26 protein-coding genes are annotated in these 25,333 nt (G+C 67.7%); 17 read left to right on the forward strand and 9 right to left on the reverse strand.

The window, feature by feature from the left end; genetic code table 11:
* The first annotated feature begins 64 nt into the window (after positions 1-64).
* A complete protein-coding gene (locus BHE97_RS10455; RefSeq protein WP_087623976.1) occupies positions 65-451 on the forward strand; it encodes an RDD family protein in 387 nt (128 codons plus the stop codon).
* 22 nt (positions 452-473) lie between these two features.
* Here BHE97_RS10455 and BHE97_RS10460 read toward each other — a convergent pair whose 3' ends face one another.
* Genes BHE97_RS10460 through lipB form a run of 3 tightly spaced genes read right to left on the reverse strand, consistent with a single transcriptional unit; the run spans position 474 to position 2,877 of the window.
* On the reverse strand, positions 474-1,178 hold the full coding sequence (locus BHE97_RS10460) for a DUF4191 domain-containing protein (RefSeq protein WP_087623977.1): 705 nt from the start codon (positions 1,176-1,178) through the stop codon (positions 474-476).
* A gap of 29 nt (positions 1,179-1,207) precedes the next feature.
* Positions 1,208-2,143 carry a lipoyl synthase gene (gene lipA, locus BHE97_RS10465; protein WP_087623978.1) on the reverse strand — a complete coding sequence of 312 codons (936 nt, stop codon included), beginning with the start codon at positions 2,141-2,143 and terminating at the stop codon, positions 1,208-1,210.
* 11 nt (positions 2,144-2,154) lie between these two features.
* Positions 2,155-2,877, reverse strand: a complete 723-nt coding sequence (gene lipB / locus BHE97_RS10470; protein WP_087623979.1) for a lipoyl(octanoyl) transferase LipB — start codon at positions 2,875-2,877, stop codon at positions 2,155-2,157.
* 80 nt (positions 2,878-2,957) lie between these two features.
* On the opposite strand from lipB, the gene BHE97_RS10475 reads away from it, so the two are divergent.
* The gene (locus BHE97_RS10475) at positions 2,958-3,356 is read left to right on the forward strand and encodes a hypothetical protein (protein WP_087623980.1); all 399 of its coding nucleotides are present in this window, start codon (positions 2,958-2,960) and stop codon (positions 3,354-3,356) included.
* A gap of 370 nt (positions 3,357-3,726) precedes the next feature.
* Here the strand turns inward: BHE97_RS10475 and BHE97_RS10480 are convergent, their stop codons facing one another.
* The 3 genes from BHE97_RS10480 to lpdA are packed head-to-tail and all read right to left on the reverse strand — an operon-like array spanning position 3,727 to position 7,789.
* A complete protein-coding gene (locus BHE97_RS10480; RefSeq protein ID WP_087623981.1) occupies positions 3,727-4,617 on the reverse strand; it encodes a TIGR01777 family oxidoreductase in 891 nt (296 codons plus the stop codon).
* Between the two features lie 5 nt (positions 4,618-4,622).
* Positions 4,623-6,389 (reverse strand): 2-oxoglutarate dehydrogenase, E2 component, dihydrolipoamide succinyltransferase, encoded by a 1,767-nt coding sequence (sucB, locus tag BHE97_RS10485; RefSeq protein WP_087623982.1) that lies wholly within the window; start codon positions 6,387-6,389, stop codon positions 4,623-4,625.
* 17 nt (positions 6,390-6,406) lie between these two features.
* The gene (gene lpdA, locus BHE97_RS10490) at positions 6,407-7,789 is read right to left on the reverse strand and encodes a dihydrolipoyl dehydrogenase (protein WP_087623983.1); all 1,383 of its coding nucleotides are present in this window, start codon (positions 7,787-7,789) and stop codon (positions 6,407-6,409) included.
* Positions 7,790-7,907: 118 nt separating this feature from the next.
* Here lpdA and BHE97_RS20400 point away from each other — a divergent pair, with 118 nt between their 5' ends.
* A complete protein-coding gene (locus BHE97_RS20400; RefSeq protein WP_201791407.1) occupies positions 7,908-8,462 on the forward strand; it encodes a hypothetical protein in 555 nt (184 codons plus the stop codon).
* Between the two features lie 229 nt (positions 8,463-8,691).
* On the opposite strand, the gene BHE97_RS10500 is transcribed toward BHE97_RS20400, so the two are convergent.
* Together BHE97_RS10500 and BHE97_RS10505 are read right to left on the reverse strand one after the other, a co-directional pair.
* A complete protein-coding gene (locus BHE97_RS10500) occupies positions 8,692-10,020 on the reverse strand; it encodes a serine hydrolase domain-containing protein (protein ID WP_087623984.1) in 1,329 nt (442 codons plus the stop codon).
* The gene (locus BHE97_RS10505) at positions 10,017-11,453 is read right to left on the reverse strand and encodes a leucyl aminopeptidase (protein ID WP_087623985.1); all 1,437 of its coding nucleotides are present in this window, start codon (positions 11,451-11,453) and stop codon (positions 10,017-10,019) included. Before BHE97_RS10505 ends, BHE97_RS10500 begins: the two co-directional genes overlap by 4 nt.
* Before the next feature lie 32 nt (positions 11,454-11,485).
* Between BHE97_RS10505 and gcvT the strand changes: the two genes are divergently transcribed.
* Positions 11,486-12,586: a glycine cleavage system aminomethyltransferase GcvT gene (gene gcvT / locus BHE97_RS10510; protein WP_087623986.1), complete on the forward strand. Its 1,101-nt coding sequence runs from the start codon at positions 11,486-11,488 to the stop codon at positions 12,584-12,586.
* A 2-nt stretch (positions 12,587-12,588) separates the two neighbouring features.
* Entirely contained in the window at positions 12,589-12,783 is a 195-nt protein-coding gene (locus tag BHE97_RS10515) for a hypothetical protein (protein ID WP_087623987.1), read from the forward strand.
* A gap of 315 nt (positions 12,784-13,098) precedes the next feature.
* Here the strand turns inward: BHE97_RS10515 and BHE97_RS20120 are convergent, their stop codons facing one another.
* Entirely contained in the window at positions 13,099-13,647 is a 549-nt protein-coding gene (locus tag BHE97_RS20120; RefSeq protein WP_170931363.1) for a DUF3043 domain-containing protein, read from the reverse strand.
* A gap of 90 nt (positions 13,648-13,737) precedes the next feature.
* Here BHE97_RS20120 and BHE97_RS10525 point away from each other — a divergent pair, with 90 nt between their 5' ends.
* From BHE97_RS10525 to BHE97_RS10580, 12 genes are all read left to right on the forward strand, one after another.
* On the forward strand, positions 13,738-14,454 hold the full coding sequence (locus BHE97_RS10525; protein ID WP_087623988.1) for a PspA/IM30 family protein: 717 nt from the start codon (positions 13,738-13,740) through the stop codon (positions 14,452-14,454).
* Positions 14,429-15,322 (forward strand): zinc metalloprotease HtpX, encoded by an 894-nt coding sequence (gene htpX, locus BHE97_RS10530; RefSeq protein ID WP_087623989.1) that lies wholly within the window; start codon positions 14,429-14,431, stop codon positions 15,320-15,322. The genes BHE97_RS10525 and htpX overlap by 26 nt, the downstream gene beginning before the upstream one ends.
* A 1-nt stretch (position 15,323) precedes the next feature.
* Positions 15,324-15,890, forward strand: a complete 567-nt coding sequence (locus BHE97_RS10535; protein WP_087623990.1) for a hypothetical protein — start codon at positions 15,324-15,326, stop codon at positions 15,888-15,890.
* Positions 15,891-15,939: 49 nt separating this feature from the next.
* Entirely contained in the window at positions 15,940-17,208 is a 1,269-nt protein-coding gene (locus tag BHE97_RS10540; RefSeq protein WP_272896908.1) for an aminotransferase class I/II-fold pyridoxal phosphate-dependent enzyme, read from the forward strand.
* 6 nt (positions 17,209-17,214) lie between these two features.
* Positions 17,215-18,333, forward strand: coding sequence for a glycerate kinase (locus tag BHE97_RS10545; protein ID WP_087623991.1), 1,119 nt, complete (start codon positions 17,215-17,217; stop codon positions 18,331-18,333).
* A gap of 99 nt (positions 18,334-18,432) precedes the next feature.
* On the forward strand, positions 18,433-18,798 hold the full coding sequence (locus tag BHE97_RS10550; protein WP_087623992.1) for an iron-sulfur cluster assembly accessory protein: 366 nt from the start codon (positions 18,433-18,435) through the stop codon (positions 18,796-18,798).
* Positions 18,799-18,935: 137 nt separating this feature from the next.
* The gene (locus BHE97_RS10555) at positions 18,936-19,928 is read left to right on the forward strand and encodes a carbohydrate kinase family protein (protein WP_087623993.1); all 993 of its coding nucleotides are present in this window, start codon (positions 18,936-18,938) and stop codon (positions 19,926-19,928) included.
* 106 nt (positions 19,929-20,034) lie between these two features.
* Positions 20,035-20,877 (forward strand): cytochrome c oxidase subunit II, encoded by an 843-nt coding sequence (coxB, locus tag BHE97_RS10560; protein ID WP_236757637.1) that lies wholly within the window; start codon positions 20,035-20,037, stop codon positions 20,875-20,877.
* Between the two features lie 71 nt (positions 20,878-20,948).
* Positions 20,949-22,634, forward strand: coding sequence for a cytochrome c oxidase subunit I (gene ctaD / locus BHE97_RS10565; protein WP_236757644.1), 1,686 nt, complete (start codon positions 20,949-20,951; stop codon positions 22,632-22,634).
* A 3-nt stretch (positions 22,635-22,637) separates the two neighbouring features.
* The gene (locus tag BHE97_RS10570) at positions 22,638-23,033 is read left to right on the forward strand and encodes a cytochrome c oxidase subunit 4 (RefSeq protein WP_080441261.1); all 396 of its coding nucleotides are present in this window, start codon (positions 22,638-22,640) and stop codon (positions 23,031-23,033) included.
* Positions 23,034-23,071: 38 nt separating this feature from the next.
* Complete coding sequence (locus tag BHE97_RS10575; protein ID WP_236757638.1) at positions 23,072-24,241, forward strand: Ig-like domain-containing protein; 1,170 nt, start codon at positions 23,072-23,074, stop codon at positions 24,239-24,241.
* A gap of 201 nt (positions 24,242-24,442) precedes the next feature.
* Positions 24,443-25,156 carry a MerR family transcriptional regulator gene (locus BHE97_RS10580; protein WP_087623996.1) on the forward strand — a complete coding sequence of 238 codons (714 nt, stop codon included), beginning with the start codon at positions 24,443-24,445 and terminating at the stop codon, positions 25,154-25,156.
* Positions 25,157-25,333 lie beyond the last annotated feature (177 nt).

Consider the following 25,333-nt stretch of genomic DNA (forward strand, 5'->3'; position numbering starts at 1 on the left):
AAGATCGAGGCTCAGTCGCCGATCGCGAAACGAGCAACGGGGGAGCGAACGGTAGGCTCGCGACGTGCCGAACGAGCCCTCATCCGACCTGTACGACGCGTCGCCCGGCCGCCGCCTTCTCGCTCTCGTCATCGACTGGACCCTCGCGATGGCCTTCGCCTGGGCTGCCTTCGGCACCGGTTTCCCGCCGCAGACACCGGGGGAGAGCTTCATCGTCCAAGGAGTCTTCATCGTCATCACCGGACTGACGATCGGCTTCCTCGGCGTCTCGCTCGGCAAACGCCTCGTGCGCCTCGCGGTCGTCGACGTCAACGGCCGCCCCATCGGCTGGTGGCGGGGACTCGTGCGTACCGCACTGCTCAGCCTCGTCATCCCCGCGATCATCCAGCGCGACGGACGCGGCCTTCACGACCTCGCCGTCGGCAGCAAAGTCATCCGCGTCGGGAAGTAGAACGGAGATATGCCGGGTGGGGTCAGCCGCGCATCATCTTGCGGGCGCCCTTCATGCTCGTGGGCATCGGGCCACGCGGCATGGGAGCGGCCGGGCGCATCGAGTCCAGCGCCTTGACCTTGTAGAGCACCTCGGTCTGCTGTGCCCCCTTGATCTTCTTGGGCAGCTTGCGCACCGTCTTGACCAGCTTCGGCAGGGGCACCTCGCCCTCGCCGCGGCCGACCATGAGCATCGTGACCGGCACGTCCTCGCCGACGATTCGCGCGTGCTTCTTGGCCTCGCTCGTCAGCAGGTTCTTCGTGCGGCCCGGGCTGCCCTCGCCGACCAGGATCACGCCCGGACGGCCGATCACCCGGTGCACCACGTCCTGCTGCTTGTTGAAGCCGACGGCCTGCTTGACCGTCCATCCACGACGCAGCATCGTCAGCGCGGCCCCGCCGGCGCCCAGCTGGCCCTCGGCCTGCTGGTACATCGACTTCTCCGCGCGCCGACCGAAGACCGTGATCGTGGCCAGCGAGGCCACCGCGATCGACAGGAAGACCGTCAGGATGATGCTGAACCAACCGGTACCGACCAGCAGGGTGCTCAGCGTCGCCGTGATCGCCGCAGTCACGACCCAGATCGCCAGCAGGATCCACCCGAGGCGAGGATCGGTCTGCTTGGTATTGCGATAGGCCTGCCGCATCTGCGCGATGCGGCCCTGGGGCACGGCTGCGGGATTGGACATACGGTCGATTCTACGTCAGCGGCACAGGCTCAGGCGCGCGCCTGTTCCCTCGCCTCTACGGCCTGCTGGTACAGGCGCCCGGCACGGTACGAGGAACGCACCAACGGCCCGGACATGACACCGGCGAAGCCGATCTCAGTGGCCTCAGCGGACAGCTCGACGAACTCCTCGGGCTTCACCCACCGCTCGACCGGATGGTGCCGCGGCGACGGACGCAGGTACTGCGTGATCGTGATGAGATCGCAGCCCGCAGCGTGCAGATCGCGCAACGCCTCGGACACCTCCTCGCGGGTCTCACCCATGCCGAGGATGAGATTCGACTTGGTCACCAGACCGAAGTCGCGGGCCTGGGTGATGACATCGAGTGAACGTTCGTAGCGGAAGGCCGGACGGATGCGCTTGAAGATGCGCGGCACCGTCTCGACATTGTGCGCCAGCACCTCGGGCCGCGACTCGAAGACCTCGGTCAGCAGTTCGGGGATGCCGTTGAAGTCGGGGATCAGGTTCTCCACACCCGTATCGGGGTTGAGCTCGTGGATCTGGCGCACCGTCTCCGCGTACAGCCACGCGCCGCCATCGGGCAGGTCGTCACGGGCCACACCGGTGATGGTCGAGTACCGCAACTGCATCTTCTGCACGCTCTCGGCCACCCGCCGTGGCTCGTCGCGATCGAGGGCCGAGGGCTTGCCGGTGTCGATCTGGCAGAAGTCACATCGCCGGGTGCACTGCTCGCCGCCGATGAGGAAAGTGGCCTCGCGGTCCTCCCAGCATTCGAAGATATTGGGGCAGCCGGCCTCCTGGCACACCGTGTGCAGCCCCTCGCCCTTCACGAGGTTCATGAGCTCGTTGTACTCCGGGCCCATCTTCGCGCGGGTCTTGATCCACGGCGGCTTCTTCTCGATCGGCGTCTGTGCATTGCGGACTTCGAGCCGCAGCATCTTGCGACCGTCGGGTGCGATAGTCATCTCTTCCAGACCTACCTGGGTGTCGGGGGTTGGATGGTTCCGATCGCGAGGCTCGGATGGTCCACGCGATCGATGTCGGGGGAGGGGTCGTAGGGCTTCCACGTCAGCAGCTCGGCGAGATGATGAGCCACCGTCGGCGCAGCCTCCGGCACGGTCACATCGCGGCCGAGCTCGGCGCTGAGGGTGGTGACTCCGGCATCGGCGATGCCGCACGGGATGAAGCGGTCGTACCAGTCGAGGTCGACATCGCAGTTGAGGCTGAACCCGTGCATCGTCACGCCGCGCGAGACACGGATGCCGATCGCGGCGATCTTGCGCTCGCCGCGCCCGGGGGCCTCCGGCAGCCACACACCGGACCGGCCCGGCACCCGCCCGGTCGCGAGACCGAACTCCGCCAGAGCGCGGATGAGTGCCTCCTCGACGCGCCGCACGTAGTCGACCACCAGCACATGTGAGGGCAGCTTGGTGATCGGGTACCCGACGAGCTGCCCGGGGCCGTGGAAGGTGATCTTGCCGCCGCGGTCGACATCGACCACCGGCGTGCCGTCTTGTGGGCGCTCGAACTGCTCGGTGCGCTTGCCCGCCGTATAGACCGGGGGATGCTCCAGGAAGAGCGCGGTGTCCTCGATCTGGTCGGCGACCCGTTGCGCGTGTAATCGGCGTTGCAGCTCCCAGGCATCGAGGTACTCGATGGCCTGCTCGCCGTACCACGAGTCGAGGATCCGGAGACTCACACGACCACCCTACGCTCCCTCCCAGACGAGGCTGTGGACAGCGCCCGACCCGCGAGTAGCTTTCGGGGCACGATCGCCCCATGGACGATCTTCTGGCCGCGATCCTCGTGCTTCTGCCGCGTTCGGGGGCGGTCGATCCGTGCCGTGTGCTCGACGGACTCGATCTGCACCGCGCGGCGGCCTACGCCAGTCTCGACCCCGAGGGGGTCGAGGCACAGTACGTCCAGGGGGTGCACACCGACGACATCGCGACGGCCGAGGACTACCGGCGTCGCGGCGTGCGCGTCGAGAGAGGACGCGTCGAACGGCGATCCTGCGAGGAGGCCGATGGACGCCTCGACGTCGTCGAACGGCTCGGTCCGGCTGTCGCGGTGCTGCCGGGCGGAGAGCGACAGGCACTACCCCGCGAGCCGTGGCAGGAGCGTGAGGTGCGGCTGGTCGTCGAGCACGGCCGCTGGCGCATCGCCTCGGTGCGGTGAGCGGTGTGCCATCACGCACTGTGAGGCCGAAAGTGCGGGAATGCTCACCGGCGGCCGTTCGCCCAGGCGGCTGGTGGTTGACCATGCACCGGACTTGGGTCCTGGGTGACATCGGCGAGTAGTCAACGTCCGATCGCCTGGCGTGGTTGGCTGCTCACCGGACTCCGGCCCCGACACATCGTGGTGAGCTATCAACCAGAGGCGGCCCTTTGTGGGCGGGTCCGGCTGATGTCTCCACACCCTTGGGCGGTGAGTAGGCGTCCATTCCGTCGAGGTGAGCGGTGCCTCAGCGTCCTCTTTCACGCCAGGAAGGACGCCTACTCACCGCCCGGCAAGAAAAAGACACTAACGCGTCTCCCACCGGGGTGGCTCAGGCGAGGGCGGCGTCGAGGATGTCGTCGATCGAGGTGTGCTGGAAGGCGTACCCGGCATGGAGCAGGGTCTCGGGTTCCAAACGCAGCGAGCCGAGCAGGTCCTCCGCGAGGCCGCCGAGCACAGCCCGCACCGCGAAAGCCGGAGCCACGAACGGTGCCGGACGATTCAATGCCCGGCCGAGAGCCTTGGTGAACTCGGCATTGGTCGGGGGCGACGGAGCCGCCAGGTTCACGGGGCCGCTCACCTCGTTCTCGGCCAGGAAGCGCACCGCCTCGACCCAGTCGCGACGGCTGATGCACGAGAAGTACTGCTCACCGGACCCGAGGCGGGCGCCTAGACCGAGCGAGAACGGCACCTTCATCAGCTTCAGCGCACCACCGGCGTCGTCTAACACGATCGAGGTGCGCAGGAACGCCACCCGGGCACCGGCATCGCGTGCGGGCCCGGCAGCATCCTCCCACGCCTGTGATACCTCCGCGAGGAAACCCTCACCGGTCGAGCCCGAGCCCTCGGGCAACACGGTCTCACCACGATCGACGCCGTACCAGGACATCCCCGAGCCGGAGAGGAAAGCCGGGGGAGTGGGCGCGTCCGCGATGGCCCGCGCCAAGGTGTCGGTGGCACCCACCCGCGAGTTCAGGATCTCCACCTCGCGTCCCTTGGTGCGAGGCCACTGCGAGATCGGCGCGCCCGACAGGTTCACCACCACGTCGGCATCGCCGATGAGGGCGGTGTCGACCTCGCCATTGGCGGGATCCCAGCGGGAGGCATCAGCGGAGGTGTCGTCACCGCGGACGAGACGGGTCACAGCGTGTCCGGCCTCGCGCAGAGAAGACACCAGAGGGGCACCGAGAAAACCCGATGCCCCTCCGATGACGATACGCATGAGCGTCAGCCTAGTTCGCCTTCGAACGCCGCGCTCTCCAGACGCTGCTTGACGGCGGTCAGGAAGCGGCCGGCGTCAGCGCCGTCGATGATGCGGTGGTCGTAGGTCAGCGCCAGGTACGCCATGCTGCGGACCGCGATGCTGTCGTTGCCGTGCTCATCGGTCATGACCACCGGACGACGGACGATCGCTCCCACGCCGAGGATCGCCGACTGCGGCTGGTTGATGATCGGCGTGTCGAACAGCGCACCGTTGCTGCCCAGATTGGTCAGCGAGAAGGTACCGCCGCTGAGCTCATCGGGAGCGATCTTGTTGGTGCGGGTGCGATCGGCGACATCGGCGATCTTACGGGCCAGACCCGCGATCGACAGATCGCCGGCATCCTTGATGACCGGGACGATCAGACCACGCTCAGTGTCGACCGCGATACCGAGGTGCTCGCCTGCCGGGTAGGTGATCGTGCCGCCCTCGAGATCGAGCGAGGCGTTGATCTGCGGGTACTGCTTGAGCGCCTCGACCGCCGCCTTCGCGAAGAACGGCAGGAAGGTCAGCTTGACGCCCTCACGCTCACCGAAGGCGTCCTTGTGCTGGTTGCGCAGTCGCACGACCTCGGTGACATCGACCTCGTGCACCTGCGTGAGCTGCGCCGAGACCTCCAGCGACTCGGTGAGGCGCTTGGCGATCGTCTTGCGCAGACGCGAGAGCTTCTCGGTCTTGCCACGCAGTGCCGACACCTCGGTGCTCGGAGCCGGTGCGCTGCTCGACGGAGCCGAGGACGCCGCGGCGGGCTCGGGCTGCTCGGCCTTCTTGGCCGCATCGAGCACGTCCTGCTTGCGAATACGACCGCCGACGCCGCTGCCGGTGAGCGACGTCAGGTCGACGCCGTGCTGCTTGGCGAGCTTGCGGACGATCGGGGTCACATAGCCCTCGTCACCCGACGACGAGCCGGAGGACTCCTCGGCCTTCGGCTGCTCCTGAGCGGGCTTCGGCTCCTCGGCCTCGGGCTTCGCCTCGAGCTCGGGCTCCGCCTGCGGCTTGGCCTCGGGCTCCGGGTTCTCGTCCGGCTGCTCCTCGGGCTCCTCTTCAGGCTCCGGCTCCTCGGCGGGCTCGGAGGACTCGGCCGGAGCGGCATCACCCGAGCCGATGACGGCGAGCTCGGCGCCGACCTCGACCGTCTCGTCCTCATCGACCTTGATCTCCAGCAGGGTGCCGGCGATGGGGGACGGGATCTCGGTGTCGACCTTGTCGGTGGAGATCTCCAGCAGGGGCTCGTCGACCTCGACGGTGTCGCCGACCTGCTTGAGCCACTGGGTGACGGTGCCTTCGGTGACGCTCTCACCGAGCGCAGGCAGGGTCACGGCCTCACCACCGGAACCACCGGCGGGCTTGCTCTCGGCCTGAGGGGCCGGAGCGGACTCCTCGGGCTCGGCGGCAGGCTCCTCGGACTCCTCCTCGGCGGGCTCTTCAGCCTCAGGCTCCTCGTCGGCCTCGCTCGACGCGGAGTCGTCGCTGCCGGACTCCCCAGCGGACTCGCCCTCCTCGCCGATGACGGCGAGGACCTCGCCGACCTCGACGGTGTCGTCCTCGTCGAACTTGATCTCCAGCAGCACACCGGCGACCGGTGAGGGGATCTCGGTGTCGACCTTGTCGGTGGAGATCTCCAGCAGGGGCTCGTCGACCTCGACGGTGTCGCCGACCTGCTTGAGCCACTGGGTGACGGTGCCTTCGGTGACGCTCTCACCGAGGGCGGGAAGGGTGACGTTCTCTGCCATGGGTTCCTCTGTCCGATTCAGGCGTGTGAGTGCAGCGGCTTGCCGGCGAGGGCCAATGCGGCCTCGCCGAGGGATTCGTTCTGGGTGGGATGGGCGTGGATCAACGGAGCGACGTCATCGGGATAGGCCTCCCAGTTGACCACGAGAGAGGCTTCGCCGACCTGCTCGCCCATCCGGGCACCGATCATGTGGACGCCGACGATCGGCCCGTCCTGCTGGCGCACCAGCTTGACCAGGCCGGCGGTCTGCAGGATCTGGCTCTTGCCGTTGCCGCCGAGGTTGTACTCGACCGTCTCGACCTCGCCGTACTGGTCGCGGGCCTGCTGCTCGGTCAGACCGACCGAGGCCAGCTCGGGCTCGCAGTAGGTGACACGGGGGATGCCTGCATCCACCACGGGCGCGGGGTTCAGTCCGGCGATGTCCTCGGCGACGAAGATGCCGTGGGCGAAGCCGCGGTGCGCGAGCTGTAGGCCGGGCACGAGGTCGCCGACGGCATAGACGCCATCCAGATTCGTGTGCAGACGCTCATCGGTGGGGATCCACCCGCGGTCGGTGGTGACCCCGGCATCCTCGAAGCCCATGCCGGCGGAGTTGGGGCCACGGCCGACGGCCACGAGCACCAGATCGGCATCGAGCTGTGTGCCGTCCTCGAGACTCACTCGGGCGGACGTGTCGTCCTGGTCGACACCGGTGAACTTGACACCCGTGCGGAAGGCGATCTTGCGCTTGCGGAAGGCGCGTTCGAGGCCTTTGCTGAGGACCGGATCCTCCAGCGGGACGAGACGGTCGAGGGCCTCGACGATCGTGACCTCGGCACCGAGCGAGTTCCAGACGGAGGCGAACTCGACGCCGATGACACTGCCGCCGATCACGACGACGCGCTGCGGGACCTCATCGAGGGTCAGCGCCTGCTCGCTGGTCACGACGCGTCCGCCGATCTCGACACCGAGCGTGCGGGGGACTGAGCCGGTGGCGAGGACGATGTTGCGGCCGGTGTAGCGCGAGCCCTCGACTTCTACCGTGCGCGCGTCGACCAGGCGGCCCTCGCCCTCGATGACCGTGATCGCGGTGGCGGACCCGATGAGCCCGGTGAGGCCCTTGTGGAGACGGTCGACGACACCCTGGCGGTAGCGGTTCACCGCAGGCATGTCGACGCCGTCGAAACGGGCCTGGATGCCGACATCGGCAGCATGGCGGGCGGTCTCGGCGATCTCGGCCGCGTGCAGGAGCGCCTTGGTGGGGATGCAGCCCTCGTGCAGGCACGTGCCGCCGAGCTTCTTCTTCTCCACCAGGGCGACGGTCAGACCCAGCTGTGCGGCGCGCAGCGCACACGCATAGCCTCCGCTGCCCGCTCCGAGAACGACGATGTCGAACTGGCTGCCGGGTTCGGCGTCGGCCACAGCTTCCCTCCCGTCGGATGTCTGGCGTCCATCTTGTCACTTCGGACACCCCTGCGCCCAGTGGGGTCGCCGACGCGTCGGTAACTTCCGTCTGGTCACCATCGGGCACACTAGGGACGTGGGTTGGTTCTCCAAACGCAAGCGCACCGACGGCGGTGGTGTGGTCTCCGATCGCGACGCGACACGCGCCGATCTCGCAGCTTTACGTGAGTTCGCGGAGACACGACGCGGGGTCGAGGCCTTCGTCGAACCGGCCACTTCGGTCACGCAGACCACCGTGCTGCTGGTCGCCAGCGACGGTGAGTGGACGCGCAAGCGCATCGCCTCGCCCAAGGTCGCCTCGGACTTCGCCCGCAAGCAGGGCATCCCGCTCTACGACGCGAACCGGGTCGGGTATCCGCAGCGCATGCGCGACTACAACCAGAGATCATCGGCGCAGCGCACGACCACGCCGTCACCGCAGCGCGCATCCCTGAGTCCGGAACGGTTCAAGGCGCTGATGGTTCTGGAGTCGATCGCCGGCGCTGAGCCGCTCGGCAAGGAGCCGTCCGCCGAGGAGATCGAGCGGGTCTGGAAGCGGGCACGCACTACGGCGCACCCGGACCGCCGCGGCGGCGACCGCACCCAGTGGGACAAGGTCGAAGAGGCCGCCCGCACGCTCGGCCTGCACTGAGTCGGCTCCGGGGGCATGGGCTGGCCGACGGAGGACGTGACTTGGTGGCGGCTATGACAACCGCGAAGACACATCCTCATTCGACGGCGGTGCCGAGAGCGGCCAGTCCGAGCGGTGAGCTATCCCGCACCGTGAGCGCTGAAGTGCGTGACCGTCCACCGATCGCCGGGGGACCGCGGCCACTCGGGCGGTGGGGTGAATAGTCCCGTCCGTGACCGCGAGGGCCGACTTAATGCCAGCCGGCTGGATCGAGGTCGCCCGGGTACGTGTGCCCTGGGTCGTATGGCTCGCGGGTGAACACGAAGCTCGCCAGATCGAGCGCGCCGTCCTCGCGCACCACCAGATGCTCCCCGGCGTAGTAGCTGTCCACGCCGATCCACCGGTCCTGATCACCGTCGCGCACGAACCGAGAACTACGTCCGCCATTCGGCGCGTGCAAGGTGAAGCTCTCGCCACCGGTTGGCTCGATCGTGAACGACGCCGGACCCCAGTACCAGGTGCCCGCGAGGGCGGCCACCTGCTCGCTCGGCGCCGGCGCCTCAGGCGCAGCCGGCATGGCCAACTCCTCGCGAGCCATCGTCAGCAGGTCATCGCCGAGGGATCCGAGACCCGAGGTCGTGTTGGTGAGCTCGACGACGCCGAGCCCCGTCGCAGGCTCCACCTTCAACGAAGCGAGGAAGCCCGGCATCGAGCCGCCGTGTCCGACATAGCGGCGCGGACCGTCATGCCAAATCCGCCAGCCGAGGCCCTGTGCCGAGACCCACTCCAGCTCCAACCGGTCATCGACGGCGAGCGGAACCCGCATGAGCTCCATCGTCGAACGACTCACCAGTCCCTCACCGTCCCCCGCCGCGAACACCGCCCACCGGGCAAGATCCTCGATACTCGCCCATAACTGCCCGGCCGGAGCCATCGCCCCGGCATCGAACTCCGGCTCCGCGTGTCGCAGATCCTCACGCGGATGCACCGCGATCCCCGCGGCGGACTCACCCGTCGGCCGCAGTGTCGTCCGCGTCATGCCCAGCGGCATCAGCAGCCCATCGCGGACCACCTCGAACCACGGACGCCCGTGGGCCACCTCCAAGATCCGCCCGAGCAGCGCGTACCCCGGGTTCGAATAGTGGAAGCGGGTGCCCGGGATCAGGACCAAGCGCAGATCGCTGTCGCGGAGCTCCTCCCAGTCAGAGCCGGGAACACGTTCCCACCACGGTCCGTTCGTCTCGGACTGCAGCCCGGAGGTGTGCGTGAGCAGCTGAGCGATCGTGACATCGGCGAAGGACTGCCCGCCCACATCGTCGAGCACCTCACCGACCCGCCGATCGATCCGTAGCCGGCCCGCCTCCTGCAACCGCAGGATCTCCACCGCGACGAAGGTCTTGGTGATCGAGCCGATGCGGTACTGCGTATCAGGAGTGACCTTCGCGGCCCCGTCGGAGCCGTCGAGCGTTCCGGCCCTACCGCACCAGGCGACCTCCCCGCCGGCGACCACGGCGGCCGCCACCGAGGGCAGCCGCCGTTCCTCCAACTCGCGGACGAGTCGATCGTCGTACGCGCTCACGCGAGCTGAGTCGCCACCTGCACGAGCGTGCGCACGCCCACGCCGGTGCCACCCCACGGGATGTAGTCATCGGCGCCACCCTCATTGAACGCCGGACCGGCGATATCCAGATGCGCCCACGGGATGTCGGCAGTGAACTCACGCAGGAAGGCCGCCGCGAACAGAGTCCCGCCGTGGGGCTTCGTGCCGATCTGGCGCAGATCGGCGATCTTCGAGGACTTCAGCGAAGAGGTGACCTCCTCGGTGATCGGCAGACGCCACATCGCCTCGCCCGCCTCCTGTGAGGCGGCGAACACCCGCTCCTCGAAGTACTCGTCATTGCCGAGTATCGCGGCGGTCTTCGCGCCGAGCGCCGTCATCGCCGCACCCGTGAGCGTCGCGACGTCGACGATATGGTCGGGCTGTTGCTCCGCCGCGAGCGCGAGACCGTCACCGAGCACCATGCGGCCCTCCGCATCGGTGTTGAGCACCTCCACTGTGCTGCCGCTGCGCATCGTGATGACATCGCCAGGGCGGGTCGCCGAACCGCTCGGCATGTTCTCGGCCAGGCAGGCATATCCGGTGACCCTGATCGGCAGCCCGAGGGTCGCGATCGCGTTCACCGCGGCGACGACCGCGGCCGCACCGCCCATGTCCATCTTCATCGTCTGCATGCTGGCGCCGGGCTTGATCGACAGGCCGCCGGAGTCGAAGGTGATGCCCTTGCCGACGAGTGCCAGATGCGTCTTGGCTTTGGAAGGCGAGTAGGAGAGTGTCACCAGCCGCGGGGGAGCCTCTGAACCGCGTCCCACCGACAGGATGCCGCCGCACTTCTCCCTGGCGAGGCGCTTCTCATCCCACACCGTCACCGAGACGCCCTTCGCGGCCGTCGACTCGATCGCAGCGGCGAAGTCCGGCGGACGCAGATCGCCAGGAGGTGTGTTGACCCAGTCACGTGCCTGGCAGACCGCCTCCGCGATCGCCACACCGCGCTCCACGGCCTTCTTCAGATCGCCCTTCTTCGCGTCAGACGCGACCAGCGTGATCTCATCGAGTCGCGGCTTCTCATCCGCCTTCTGGGTAGCCTTCTCGCCCTTGTAGTCGTCGAACCGATACGCGGTCAGCAGCGCGCCCTCCGCGAGCGCGGCGACCTGGTCATCGGCGAGGTCCCCGAAGTCGACGACGATATGGCGTGCGGCGGGCGCCGCTCGAAGACCCTTGGCGACGGCGCGGCGAAGGTCCTCCAGCGAGGGCTCGTCGTCGATCGCGACGAAGACGGTGACGGGAGCCTTGACCCCTGCTGGACTCGGCACGACCAGCGTCTGGCCCGCCTCCTGGCGGAAGCCCAGGGCCGTGAACGGGACCAGATCCTCGTCGAGGGGGTCCGAGGCACGGATCGCGCGGAGCACGACATCGCTGGACGGGGCAGTGGGACGCAGTGATACCGAGACCATGACGCCACTGTATCCACGGGTAGGTTGATCGCATGGACCTGCTGCACTCGCCATTGCACGACCGCCACGTGGCACTCGGTGCCAAGTTCGCCGAGTTCGGTGGCTGGGACATGCCGGTGGAGTACGCCGGCGGAGGAGTTCTCGCCGAGCACACCGCAGTGCGCGAGGGCGTCGGCTTGTTCGACGTGAGCCACCTGGGCAAAGCGATCGTCCGGGGAGCCGGGGCAGCAGAGTATGTCAACCGCTGCTTCACCAATGATCTCGGGAAGATCGGGGTCGGGCAGGCGCAGTACACGCTGTGCTGCGCCGACGACGGTGGCACCATCGACGACCTCATCGTGTACCTGCGCAGCGACTTCGAGGTCTTCCTCATGCCGAATGCGGCCAACACTGCCGAGGTCATCCGGCGGCTACGCGAGGACGCTCCCGAGGGCATCGAGGTCGCCGACCTGCACCGCCGTTACGCCGTGCTCGCCCTGCAGGGCCCCGCCAGCGCCGCCGTCCTCGAATCCCTGGACGTGCCCGCCGGCCATCCCTACATGTCCTTCGTCACCGGCACGATCGCCGGACACGAGCTGACCGTGTGCCGCACCGGTTACACCGGCGAGCGCGGCTACGAGCTCGTCGTCGACTCCGAGCACGCCGCCGATGTCTGGGACGCCGTGCTCGCCGCGGGAGAGCCGCAGGGCATCCGGCCGTGCGGTCTCGGCGCGCGCGACACGCTGCGGACCGAGATGGGCTATCCGCTGCACGGCCACGAGCTGTCACCGGAGATCACCCCGGTCATGGCGCGAGCCGGCTGGGCGATCGGCTGGGACAAGCCCGCGTTCTGGGGCAAGGAGGCCTTGGAACGTCAGCGAGCGGAGAAGACCGTGAGCCTGATCCGCGGCCTCAAGGCCGAGGGCCGCGCCATTCCCCGTCCAGGGATGCGTGTGTCTTCGCCGGAGGGTGAGTCGGTGGGCGAGGTGACCTCCGGGACCTTCAGCCCGACGTTACGAGAGGGCATCGCCTTGGCCCTGCTCGATCGTTCGGTCGCGGTGGGCGACGCGGTCACCGTCGACGTGCGAGGCCGCGCGCAATCGTTCACGGTGGTCACGCCACCATTCGTGACCACCCAGGTGAAGGAGAGCTGACGATGAGCTGGCGCTGGACGTACGAGAACGCCGACGGCGGGGAGCTCGGGACCTCACACGATTTCCCGTCGCGGAGTGATGCCGAGACCTTCATCGGGATGGAGTTCGAGGAACTGCTCGGCCGCGGCATCGACCAGGTTCGCCTCTACGAGGGCGACACCGAGGTCTACGGCCCGATGAGCCTGCACGCGGACTGAGGCCGCATTCTGACGAGGCGGTCGCGAGCCCGGTGAGTGGTCACCCACCGGACTTGTCACCGCCGGGCCGCGGGGACCGCTCGGTGGTTGAGGAATCACCGTTTTCTATCCCCGCTCGACATCGGTGAGCGAGCAACCTCGCGATGCGACGGGTGGTTCACCACGCACCGATTCGTGCGGGTGCATGATCGCGGTGCAGCATCAACCAGGCGGATGACTGTCCCTCCACCGCGATGGTCGACCACTCACCGCACCCCGGCGGTGGTTGACTGCTCAACGCCCTCAAGGGGGTGAGTGGATCGGGGACCGGGCGTCTCAGTAGCGGTCGGCGAGCGGCTGGCCGCGTTCGATGACCGGGCGCGGGCGCCGGGTGCGGCGCAGCTGGGTGCTGCGCAGGACCGCGTAGGTCGTGGCGCCCTTCGTCTGGCCGGGCTCGAAGCGTTTCTTCAGCTCGCGCTTGAGCCCCACGACGAGCCAGATCTCGTCGAGCACCGTCGACAGGATCGTGATCGTCCACAGGAAGAAGACCACCGTGACCGCCGTCGGGTTCTGGATGAAGCTGAGGACCAGGATGACGACGAGGATCGGCAGCATGTACTCGGCGACCGAGCGGCGCCGATCCACGTAATCGCGCACGAGCGCGCGGACGGGCCCACGGTCGCGTGCCGGCAGATAGGCGTCATCGCCGCGTCCGTCGAGGGCGGCGATCTGCTTCTCGCGCAGCTTCGAGCGGCGCTCCCGCTCGCGGCGCATCTGCTCGCGACGGGTCAACGGACGCTTCATGACCTGCTTGCGGGCAGCCTCGGCCTCTTTACGCGAACGGGTCGGTCGGCCCTTGCCTGGCTGCGGTGCGTCGTCGGTCACGCGCGAAACCTTACCGGGCCGTGACAAGACCTCCGACAGCGCCGGCGATGGCGACACCCGGTCTTGGGCCGCACGCCCTAGGCTTGGCCCATGGCAGGGGACGGCATTGGCGCACGGATCGGCCGCTGGTGGCGGTCGCGTGCGGCCACGCGCGAGGTTGAGGATCCGGACCGGCTGCGCGGCAAGCTCGATGAGACCTATCGCGATCAGCTCGCGATGCTCACCACAGTGCGACGCGGCGTGGCCGATGTCCGCACCAGCCGTCGCCGTGTCGAGATGCAGATGGCGCGCCAGCGTGAGCAGGTCGAGTCCTTCGACGCGCAAGCTCGCGATGCGGTCAACCGCGGTGACGATGACGCGGCCCGCGAAGCTCTCGGACGCAAGGTCGTACTCGAGAAGGCGCTCGAGGAGCTCGCCGAGCGGCACCGTTCGCTCGCGGATGAGGAGGAGTCCCTCGAACGAGCCGCCGAGAAGGTGGAGCGCCAGATCGAGGACTTCCGGATGCGCAAGGACACGCTGACCGCACGGTATTCCGCGGCCAGCGCCCGGGCGGAGATCAACGACGCCACCACCGGTATCGCCTCGGCCACCAGCCAGATCGGACAGGCGATGGACGAGGCCGAACGCCACACGCGGGAGCTGGAGGCCAATGCCGATGCCGTCGACGAGCTCGCCCGCGAGGGCGTGATCGCCCGAGCCGGCGAGGATCCCGATGAGGCTCTGCGGCGACAGATCGATGCCGCACTGGCCGAGACACAGATCGAGGAAAGCAAGGGAGACGATGGCCCGAACCAGATTTCGTCGTGACCGGGGACTGTCCTGGCGGATGGGCAGCGTGGGCCTCGGCCTCGGCGCGCTATACGTCGCCTTCGGCGTCGTTCTCATCTACTTCTCCGGCTCAGCGATCCTCGGTCTCCTCATCGTCCTGGGGATGGCATGGGGTCAGTGGTTCTTCTCGGACTCCCTGGCGCTGAAGTCCATGGGGGCCAAGGTGGTGTCCCCGCAGCAGGCACCGGAACTGCACGCCATGATCGACCGGCTGGTCGCGCTGGCCGATATGCCCAAGCCGCGAGTCGCGATCGCGCAGACCGATGTGCCGAACGCCTTCGCCACCGGTCGCACCCCCAATCACTCGGCGGTGTGTGTGACGACGGGCATCCTGAATCGTCTGGATGCCGACGAGCTCGAAGGCGTGCTGGCCCACGAGCTGGCGCACGTGGCCAATCGCGATGTCTCGGTCATGACCGTCGCCTCGTCCCTCGGCCTGCTGGCCGGTTTCATGACGCGCTGGGGCATGTTCCTCGGCGGAGGAGGTCGCAACCGCAACAGCGGTCCGGCCTTCCTGGTGGTCTTCCTGGTCAGCATGGTCGTCTATTTCGTGAGCTTCCTGCTGACTCGCGCGCTTTCGCGGTACCGGGAGCTGAGTGCGGACCGGTCGGGTGCGTACCTCACCGGCCGTCCGTCGAAGCTGGCCTCCGCGCTGACCAAGATCTCCGGTGACATGGCACGGATCCCCACCAAGGATCTGCGCGAGGTGGAGAGCATGAACGCCTTCTTCATCGCTCCGGCACTCAATCGTCAGTCGATCGAGGCGGTCATGTCGACCCACCCGCCGCTGGACCGCCGGCTCGCGCAGCTCGCCCAGATCAGCGCCGACCTCTCCGAACGGGGTTGACATGGGATTCCTCGACGCGCTCTTCGGCCGCACGACGCCGCCCAAAGCCGATCTGGAGGTGCTCTTCTCGGTGCCGCAGGCGGCGCTCTCATTGGAGGTTCAGGGCTTCACCTTCACCGGCGGGGGAGCGGTCTGCTATCGCGACACCGAGGGCGCGGCCGACGACGCCGTCATCGCCGAGGTCAAACAGGTCGTGGCGATCGACGGTGATGTCACCCTCGACAAGACCCAGGACGACTACGGCTTCACCTGGATCAGCATCCAGCGTGGTGATGGGGATGCCTCGGCCATCGCCGCGGACCTGCACGCCATCAACTCCTCGCTCGCCGATCACGGCTTCGACACGGCGCTGCTGTGCTCCACCTTCGTCTTCGAGCACGACGGCCGCCCTGCGGGCCTGGTGTATCTGTTCAAGCGGGGCACCTTCTACCCCTTCGTGCCGGACGAGGGCCAGCGCCGGGACAACGCGACGGAGCTGCAGATGCGCGGGATCGTCGAGGGCGATGTGCCGATCGAGTCGGACCTGACCCGCTGGCTCGCCATCTGGGGAGCGCCGGGTCTGCACTGAGACCCTGGCCACGGGGGCAGCGGGACACGGCCGCGATAGATTGGGGGACGTGACGATCGAGAGCATGTCCCGCGATGACCTCCAGCAGTTCCACGACCAGCAGCGACGCGCGTATGAGAAGCTCCAACAGGCCGGTCTCGCGCTCGACATCACCCGCGGCAAGCCGTCGGCCGAGCAGCTCGATCTCTCCAACGAGCTGCTCTCGCTCCCCGGTCAGGAGGACTACCGCGCCGGGGGAGTCGACACCCGCAACTACGGCGGCGGCACCGGAATCCCGGCCATCCGCGAGATCTTCGCCGAGCTGGTGGGCGTCCCCGCCGAGCAGCTGCTGGCCGGCGACAACGCCAGCCTCTCGATGATGCACGACACGATCGTGTGGTCCCTCCTGCACGGCACGCCGGATTCGCCCCGTCCCTGGTCGGCCGAGGAGAAGGTGCGCTTCATCTGCCCCTCGCCGGGTTATGACCGGCACTTCACGATCTGCGAGCACTACGGCATCGAGATGGTCGCGGTCGACATGCTCGAAGACGGTCCCGACCTGGACGCCGTGCGCGAACTCGTCAAGGACCCCCTCGTCAAGGGCATGTGGCTCGTCCCGACCTACGCCAATCCGACCGGCGCGGTCGTGAGTGAGGCGGTCGCGGCCGAACTCGCGGCGATGCAGACCGCCGCGCCGGACTTCCGGATCTTCTGGGACAACGCTTACGCGGTCCACCACCTCACCGAGGAGCGGGTGAAGTCCGCCGACATCCTCGGCCTCGCCACCGCCAGCGGCCACCCCAACCGTCCGCTGGTGTTCGCCAGCACGTCCAAGATCACCTTCGCGGGTGCGGGCGTCAGCTTCTTCGGCGGTTCGCCGGACAATGTCGCCTGGTATCTGAAGCACGCCGCGGTGCGGGCTATCGGTCCGGACAAGGTCAACCAGCTGCGTCATGCGGAGTTCCTGCGCGATGCGGACGGCGTCCTGGCGCATATGGACCGGCACCGCGCGATTCTCGCCCCGAAGTTCGCGGCCGTCCAGGAGATCCTGAGCGACCGCCTCGGCGGTCTCGGCATCGCCGACTGGACCCAGCCCAAGGGTGGCTACTTCGTCAGCCTCGACGTACCCGACGGCACGGCGACCCGCGTCGTGCAGCTCGCCAAGGAGGCGGGCATCGCGCTGACTCCCGCGGGTGCGGCGTTCCCCTATGGCAAGGATCCGCGCGATCGGCAGATCCGCATCGCTCCGTCGTTCCCGCCTCTGGAGGAGCTGCGGGCAGCGATGGAGGGGCTCTGTACCTGCGTGCTGCTCGCGGCCGCGGAGAATGCTCTCGGCTGAGGCCGGATGCGGGTTCTGGTAGCGACCGACAAGTTCGCCGGCACGCTGAGCGCGGCCGAGGCGGGCCGTGCGATCGCCGAGGGCTGGCGGCGCACGTCGCCCGCCGATACGGTGACGGTCGCCGCGATGGCCGACGGTGGCGTGGGATTCGTCGATGTGCTGTCCGCCGCGGGGGTCGGCCGGCTGCAGGCGGTGATCGTCCGCGGTCCGCTCGGCGATCCGGTGCCCGCCGCGCTCCTGCTCGACGGGGCCACCGCCTATGTCGAGTCGGCCCAGGCCTGTGGACTGCATCTGCTCCCAGAGGACGGGCGTTCGCCGTGGACGGCCAGCACTTTCGGGGTGGGCCAGCTGATCGCCGCGGCCATCGACGCCGGGGCACGGCGGGTGGTCGTCGGTCTCGGTGGAAGCGCCACCGCTGACGGGGGAGCAGGGCTCCTCGCGGCACTCGGCGCGATCGCCGATGCGCGCTTGGACGCCGGACCGCGGGGGCTGGAGGGCATCACCTCGGTCGGCCTCGACGCGGTGCGAGAGCGGATGAGCGGTGTCGAGCTCATCGCCGCCGCTGATGTGCAGACGCCGTTGCTCGGCATGTTCGGCGCGACCAAGATGTTCGGACCGCAGAAGGGTCTGAGCGATGAGGACATCCTGGCCGTCGACCGGACCCTGGACCGCTATGTCGATGCCGTGTGCGGAGCCACTCCGGCCGAGCGCCGAGTCGCCGACGAGCCGGGGGCGGGAGCGGCCGGCGGCCTCGGTTTCGCGCTATTGGTGCTAGGGGCATCGGTCCGGTCGGGTATCGGGCTGGTCGCCGATGTGGTGGGCCTGGCGGACGCGGCCGCGACTCACGATCTGGTGATCACGGGGGAGGGAGCCTTCGATTACTCCTCTCGCGCCGGGAAGGTCGTCCACGGCGTCGCCCAGATCGCCCAGGCCTCGGCTCGGCCCTGTCTGGTGCTGGCCGGGCGCGTCGACGTCGGGTCGCGGGAGATGCGGGCCTTGGGGGTCGAGTCGGCCTACGCGATGGTCGACTACGCCGGTGAAGAGGCGGCGCTGGCGGCACCGGTCGAGCAGTTGTCCGCGCTGGCCGAACGCGTCGCGCGGACCTGGTCGGCCCGGTGGAAGTGACCGCACATCGAATTCGTCGCCAGTGGCGCGTACGATGAGGAATGGAATCGTGAGCGAGTGCGTTGACCTCGACACCAGCAGTCCACGGTAGGAGCAGAGATGACCACGACCGACCAGACCCCGGCCACCGAGACCTCGGCCGACGGGATCACCTTGACCTCCGGAGCGGCGTCGAAGGTCAAGAGCCTGCTCGATCAGGAGGGCCGCGACGACCTCTCTCTGCGGATCGCCGTGCAGCCCGGTGGTTGTTCGGGTCTGCGCTATCAGCTGTTCTTCGATGAGCGCTCGCTGGACGGCGACGAGATCCGCGAGTTCGACGGCGTCCACGTCGTCGTCGACCGGATGAGCCTGCCGTACCTGCACGGCGCCACCATCGACTTCGTCGACACCATCGAGAAGCAGGGCTTCACGATCGATAACCCCATGGCCACGGGCTCGTGCGCCTGCGGGGACTCCTTCCACTGAGTCTCCCCTGACGAACGGCGCCCCTCGCGATCATCGCGAGGGGCGCCGTTCGTTGCGGGTGGGCATAACACAGGGCCGTGGCGGTCTGAAGGGGCCGGGGCAGTGGCGAACGCCGGCATCGAACGTATGCTGGTTCGGTGCATCTTGCGATTGCCGGGTCGGTCGCCACCGACCACCTCCAGACGTTCTCAGGCCGCTTCTCGGACTCCCTCGTCCCCGATCAGCTCGACAAGATCTCCGTGTCGTTCCTGGTCGAGGACCTCGACGTCCGGCGAGGAGGCTGCGCCGCCAATATCAGCTTCGGGCTCGCCCAACTGGGACACCGGCCGCTCCTCGTCGCGGCCGTGGGCCAGGACTTCGTCGCCCAGGGCTATGAGAAGTGGCTCGACAGCGCGGGCGTCGACTGCTCCCGCCTGCGCATCTCGGACACACGGCACACCGCCCTGTGCACCATCACGACCGATGACGCCCATGCGCAGATCGTGACCTTCTATCCCGGGGCGATGGCCGAGGCCCGCGAGATCGACATCGCCTCGCTGCACGCCGAGCGTCCGATCGACCTGCTGCTCGTGGGTCCGGATGACCCGACCGGCATGTTGCGTCACACCCACACGGCGCGTGAGCTGAGTATCCCCTTCGCGGCCGACCCCTCCCAGCAGCTGGCCTGGGCCGATGGCGAGCTCATCGCCGATCTGATCGACGGCGCCGCCTATCTCTTCTGCAATGAGTACGAGGCCGCGCTGATCGAGAAGAAGACCGGCTGGAGCGATGACGACCTGCGCCGGCACGTGGGCACCCGCGTGGTGACCCACGGCAAGGACGGCGCGGTGGTCCACACGGCCGAGGGCGAGCTCATCGAGGTCTCCGCCATCGAGGGCATCACGGCCGTCGACCCGACCGGCGTGGGCGACAGCTTCCGGGCAGGCTACCTCGCCGGTGTCGCCGCCGGTCTTTCCGCCGAGCGCAGTGTGCAGGTGGGGTGCACCATCGCGGCCTGCGTCGTCGAGACGATCGGCACCCAGGAGTACACGGTCGATGCCGACACCTTCTTGCGACGCCTGGGGCAGCAGTACGGGGATGAGGCTCGTGCCGAGATTCACAAGGCGCTGTCACTCGGCGGCGTAGCATGACGGGGGAGCGACCAACACAGGCTGACCTGAGCGTCGTCTCGGCAGCGGCCTGCGTTAAGGTCAGGGTGACATCCAGGTGATGGTCCAGGTTTCAGAAAGGCGCCCCGTGGGTCGGAAGAAGTTGGCGGCGGTCATCGCCGCAGCCGCGCTGCTACTCAGCGGCTGTTCCCCTGTAGACGAGTCCGAGTTGAAGCGCCTCGCGCTGCCCATCGCGGGCTCGGACCGGTCCGAGCCGATGTGGCACCTGTGGCTCGGCACGTGGATCGCGGTCCTCGTCGTCTTCGTGCTGGTCTTCGCGCTCATCATGTACGCGCCGATCCGGTACCGCCGCCGTGCGGGCCAGACCGATGCGCCCTCGCAGATCCGCTACAACCTGCCGATCGAGGCGCTCTACACGATCGCCCCGCTCGTGGTCGTGGCGGCCTTCTTCTTCCATACGGTGCAGGCGCAGAACTCGATGCTCGACGACTCCGAGACCCCCGATCACACGATCGAGGTCGTCGGCAGCAAGTGGCAGTGGACGTTCAACTACCTGGACTCCGAGGCCACGGGCGGTGAGCCCGTCTACGACCAGGGCGACACCGAGAACCTGCCGGATCTGTACCTGCCGGTCGACGAGACGGTCGAGTTCCAGCTGTTCTCGCCCGATGTGATCCACTCCTTCTGGATCCCCGAGTTCTACTTCAAGATGGACGTCATCCCCGGCGAGGGACCGCAGGACAACCGCTTCCAGATGACCCCGACGCGTGAGGGCACCTTCACCGGGCGCTGCGCCGAGCTGTGCGGCGTCTACCACACGCGGATGCTGTTCAACGTCCACGTCGTCTCGCGCGCCGAGTACGACGCTCACCTCGAGGAGCTCCAGCAGGAGGGCCAGATCGGCCGTCCACAGGGAGCCTCCGATTCGACCACCGTCACCGGCCTCGGTGACAACGGAGGAGAGGGCTGATGGCCACCACCGCAGCGTTCGACGAGGGCGGAGCCCACGCCACGTCGGTCCGCACTCAGCGTGAGCGGAGCATGGGTCAGAAGATCGCCACGATCTTGACCACGACCGATCACAAGTTGATCGGCAAGATGTATCTCGTCACATCGTTCGCGTTCTTCCTGATCGGCGGTGTGATGGCGCTGATCATGCGCGCCGAGCTCGCCCGTCCGGGCACGCAGGTCGTCGGCGATGAGACCTTCAACCAGCTCTTCACGATGCATGGCACCGTGATGCTGCTGATGTTCGCGACCCCGCTGTTCTTCGGCTTCTCGAATCTCGTGGTCCCGATCATGATCGGCGCGCCGGACGTCGCCTTCCCGCGGTTGAACATGTTCAGCTACTGGATGTACCTGTTCGGCAGCCTCATCGCCGTCTCGGGCTTCCTGGTCCCCGGCGGTGCCGCGAGCTTCGGCTGGTTCGCCTATATGCCGCTCAGCGACTCGATCAACTCGCCCGGCATGGGCGGCGATCTGTGGGTCATGGGCCTCTACATGTCGGGACTCGGCACGATCCTCGGCGGCGTCAACTTCATCACCACGATCTTCACGATGCGCGCCCCCGGCATGACGATGTTCCGCATGCCGATCATGGTCTGGAACTCGTTGGTCACCAGCCTGCTGGTCATCATCGTGTTCCCGGTCTTCGGTGCCGCGCTGCTGGCTGTGGCAGCCGACCGAATGCTCGGAGCCCACGTCTTCGATGCCGCGACCGGCGGGCCAATATTGTATCAACACTTATTCTGGTTCTTCGGGCACCCAGAGGTGTATATCATCGCGTTGCCCTTCTTCGGCATCGTCACCGAAGTCCTCTCGGTGTTCAGCCGCAAGCCGGTCTTCGGCTATGTCGGCCTGGTCTTCGCGACCCTCGCGATCGCGGCGCTCTCGGCTGCGGTGTGGGCACACCACATGTTCGTCACCGGCGCGGTGAACCTCGCCTTCTTCTCGTTCATGACGCTGTTGATCGGCGTGCCGACCGGTGTGAAGTTCTTCAACTGGATCGGCACGATGTGGGGCGGGTCCGTCACCTTCGACTCGCCGATGATGTTCGCCCTCGGCTTCCTGACCACCTTCCTCTTCGGCGGTCTGACGGGCATCATCCTGGCCTCGCCGGCACTGGACTTCCACCTCTCGGACAGCTACTTCGTGGTCGCGCACTTCCACTACGTGGTGTTCGGCACGGTGGTCTTCGCGATGTTCGCCGGGTTCTACTACTGGTGGCCCAAGATGACCGGGCGGATGCTCGACGAGAAGCTGGGCAAGATCCACTTCTGGCTGCTCTTCATCGGCTTCCATCTGACCTTCCTGGTCCAGCACTGGCTGGGTGTGGCGGGCATGCCGCGTCGTTACGCGGACTATGGGCCGAATGACGGCTTCACGACCCTCAACGAGATCTCCACGATCGGTGCCTTCCTGCTCGGCGCCTCGACGATCCCGTTCTTGTACAACGTCTGGAAGTCGCGCAAGGCCCCGCTCGTCGGCCTCGACGACCCGTGGGGCTGGGGCCGCACGCTGGAATGGGCGACGTCGTCCCCGCCGCCGCGGCACAATTTCACCCGTCTGCCGCGTATCCGCTCCGAAAGCCCGGCCTTCGATCTGCATCACCCCGAGCTCGCGGCCCTGGAGTTGAAGCAGAACCCTGATGAGAAGTCCGCGCTCGCCGATGCGCCGAATGTGGACAATCGCGAAGAGGCCCTCGGGCATCGCAAGGATGGTGAGTGATCGATGAAGGCCGAATTCTGGATGATGCTCGGCGTGGGCGTCTTCTTCGTCTTCGTCACGCCGGTCTACTGGGTGCTCTCGGGCGACCCGACGGGCACCACGGCCCTCGTCATGACGCTGCTGCTGTGCTTCATGCTGGCCCTGTATCTCGGGTTCGTCGCTCAGCAGGTCAATCCGCGTCCGGAGGACCGCAAGGACGGCGACATCATCGACGGTGCCGGTGAGCTGGGATTCTTCCCGCCCTTCAGCTGGTGGCCGCTGTGGTGCGCGCTGGTCTTCGGCGTGCTGATGCTGGGCATCGTGGTGGGCTGGTGGCTCTTCCTGTTGGCACTGCCGTTCGGCGCGATCGTCGTCGTGGGCTGGGTCTTCGAGTACTACCGCGGCGTTCACGCACACTGAGTGCTACGACCTGAGATCACCGTGACTAGAATGTCACGGTGATCTCGTCATTTTCGCGCATCATCGTCGCCCTGATCGCGGCGATCGTGTTGGTGGGCTGCAGCGACAGCGGTTCCTCTGCCCCCGAGCCCACGGCCAGCCCCGAGCCGGCGCTCGCCGCCAATATCGCCGATGGGCAGACCGATGTGCCGGTGGAGACGATCCTCACGGTCGACGTCGAGGATGGGGAGCTCGGCGAGGTGGTGGTCCGTGGCCCCGAGGACGACACCGTCATCGACGGCACCATCGACGGGACGCAGTGGACGGCGGCCGAACGTCTGGAGCCGGGTGTCGCCTACACCGTTCAGGCGACCGCGACGGGCGCGGACGGCCAGCAGAGCCGACTGGAGTCCAGCTTCACCAGCCAAGCGCTGAGCCTCGACGAGCAGACCTATCCCTCCGTCGCACCCTTGCAGGGTGAGACCGTCGGCGTCGGTATGCCCGTCATCGTGAACTTCGATCTGCCGGTGGAGGATCAGGCCACCTTCGAGCAGCACATGGCCGTGACCTCCGAGCCTCAGGTCGAGGGCGCGTGGAACTGGATCAGCGACCGGGTGGTGCACTGGCGCCCGAAGGAATACTGGCCCGCGGGCACCAAGGTCCACGTTGATCTGCAGCTGAACAGCCTGCCGGCCGGTCAGGGCATCTACGGCCAGCAGGATCAGGTCGTGGACTTCGAGGTCGGTTCGTCGGTGATCTCCACGGTCGACGTGAACGCCCACACGCTCACGGTCGATATCGACGGCCAGACGGCCCGGACCATCCCGGTCTCCAGCGGCGCGCCTCAGTGGGCCAGTCGGGAGGGCACCAAGATCATCATGGAGAAGTTCGACACGGTCGACATGGACGCTGCGACGACCGGGGTGGATTCGTCCGATCCGAACTACTACAACATGAAGGGCGTCAAGTGGGCCATGCGGCTCACGAACTCCGGTGAGTTCATCCACGCGGCGCCCTGGTCCGCCGGTTCCCATGGTCGCGCGAATGTCAGTCACGGGTGCGTCGGCATGGGCACTGAGGACGCCGCTTGGCTCTACCAGAACTCCAAGCGCGGTGACGTGGTCAACTTCGTCGGCAGCACCCGGGCCCTCGAGCCGCAGAACGGCTGGACGGACTGGAATGTCGATTGGGAGACCTGGCGGTCCGGCTCCGCGCTCGCCGGAGCCTAGGCCGTGTTGGGGGATGGCGAGGCATCCCGTGGATGCGGCGCTCGCAACGGTCCTGGACTACCAGACACGGCCTCGTCGCGCCGCCCGGCCGTGGCCGTCTCGGATCGCACGAGGGTTCTCCACCGGGACTTGAAACTGACGTAGCGTCAGGGTCTAGCGTCGATCTCGTCGCGCCGGCCGGTGCGGCCCAGGAGGACGAGCATGGACGAGACAGGACTACGAGTCGGCCAGGTGGCGGAGCGTTCGGGACTCACGGTGCGCACCTTGCACCACTACGACCGGCTGGGTCTGGTGTGCCCCAGCGATCGCACGAGCGGCGGCCATCGGCTGTACGGCCCGGCTGACCTCGAGCGGCTCTACATCGTGGTGGGACTGCGGGAGTTAGGGCTGAGTCTGGAGCGTGTCGGCGAGGTCGTCAGCGGAGCCCTGACGGTCGCGGAGACACTCGAACACCAGCGCGTGGCGCTCGACCTGCAGATCGCAGCGCTGACACGCGCGCGGGACCGAGTCCTGCACGCCCAGCGCGCCGATGGTGAGCTCGACCTCCTGGAACTCATGAAGGAGGTCGTCATGTCCAACACATTCGAGCAGTACTTCGACGCCGACCAGATCGTGCAACTGCAGCGTCGTCGCGCGGAGATCGGCGAACAGCGGATCGCCGAGGTCGAGAACGCTTGGCCCGAGCTGATGGCGCGGGTCGACGCAGCGATCGCCGCGGGCACCGAGCCGCAGAGCGAGGAGGGCCGAGCGCTCGCGGGGGAGTGGGCGGCGTTGCTGGAGGAATTCCACGGCGGCGACCCGGGCCTGCGCGACTCGCTGTTCCGCATGTACGAGGAGAACCGGTCCCAGATCGAGACCGAGTGGTCCGGGCCCTCTCAGAGGCAGCTGGACTTCATCTCCGCGGCTCAGCGCTGACGCCAACGGTCGGCCGGTAAGCCCTCAACCTCTCGTTCTCGAAGGACCCTCGTAGAGGTACGGCCTCGACGCTATCGGAGATCACGGGTTGACGGCCTACCGCCCCCTGAGGTCGATGGCCTGCCGCCACCCGGGCGTTAACGACGCGACGAGGGCCGCTCCCCGGGTAGGGGAGCG

This window comes from Aeromicrobium sp. PE09-221 (genome assembly GCF_002174305.1).
Classification (GTDB): domain Bacteria; phylum Actinomycetota; class Actinomycetes; order Propionibacteriales; family Nocardioidaceae; genus Aeromicrobium.

Coding starts and splice junctions, on each gene's coding strand:
- BHE97_RS10460 (WP_087623977.1), bottom strand. CDS start 1,178: ATGTCCAATCCCGCAGCCGTGCCCCAGGGCCGCATCGCGCAGATGCGG.
- lipA (WP_087623978.1), bottom strand. CDS start 2,143: ATGACTATCGCACCCGACGGTCGCAAGATGCTGCGGCTCGAAGTCCGC.
- BHE97_RS10475 (WP_087623980.1), top strand. CDS start 2,958: ATGGACGATCTTCTGGCCGCGATCCTCGTGCTTCTGCCGCGTTCGGGG.
- BHE97_RS10480 (WP_087623981.1), bottom strand. CDS start 4,617: ATGCGTATCGTCATCGGAGGGGCATCGGGTTTTCTCGGTGCCCCTCTG.
- sucB (WP_087623982.1), bottom strand. CDS start 6,389: ATGGCAGAGAACGTCACCCTTCCCGCCCTCGGTGAGAGCGTCACCGAA.
- BHE97_RS10505 (WP_087623985.1), bottom strand. CDS start 11,453: ATGGTCTCGGTATCACTGCGTCCCACTGCCCCGTCCAGCGATGTCGTG.
- gcvT (WP_087623986.1), top strand. CDS start 11,486: ATGGACCTGCTGCACTCGCCATTGCACGACCGCCACGTGGCACTCGGT.
- BHE97_RS10515 (WP_087623987.1), top strand. CDS start 12,589: ATGAGCTGGCGCTGGACGTACGAGAACGCCGACGGCGGGGAGCTCGGG.
- BHE97_RS10525 (WP_087623988.1), top strand. CDS start 13,738: ATGGCAGGGGACGGCATTGGCGCACGGATCGGCCGCTGGTGGCGGTCG.
- htpX (WP_087623989.1), top strand. CDS start 14,429: ATGGCCCGAACCAGATTTCGTCGTGACCGGGGACTGTCCTGGCGGATG.
- BHE97_RS10535 (WP_087623990.1), top strand. CDS start 15,324: ATGGGATTCCTCGACGCGCTCTTCGGCCGCACGACGCCGCCCAAAGCC.
- BHE97_RS10545 (WP_087623991.1), top strand. CDS start 17,215: ATGCGGGTTCTGGTAGCGACCGACAAGTTCGCCGGCACGCTGAGCGCG.
- BHE97_RS10550 (WP_087623992.1), top strand. CDS start 18,433: ATGACCACGACCGACCAGACCCCGGCCACCGAGACCTCGGCCGACGGG.
- ctaD (WP_236757644.1), top strand. CDS start 20,949: ATGGGTCAGAAGATCGCCACGATCTTGACCACGACCGATCACAAGTTG.
- BHE97_RS10570 (WP_080441261.1), top strand. CDS start 22,638: ATGAAGGCCGAATTCTGGATGATGCTCGGCGTGGGCGTCTTCTTCGTC.
- BHE97_RS10580 (WP_087623996.1), top strand. CDS start 24,443: ATGGACGAGACAGGACTACGAGTCGGCCAGGTGGCGGAGCGTTCGGGA.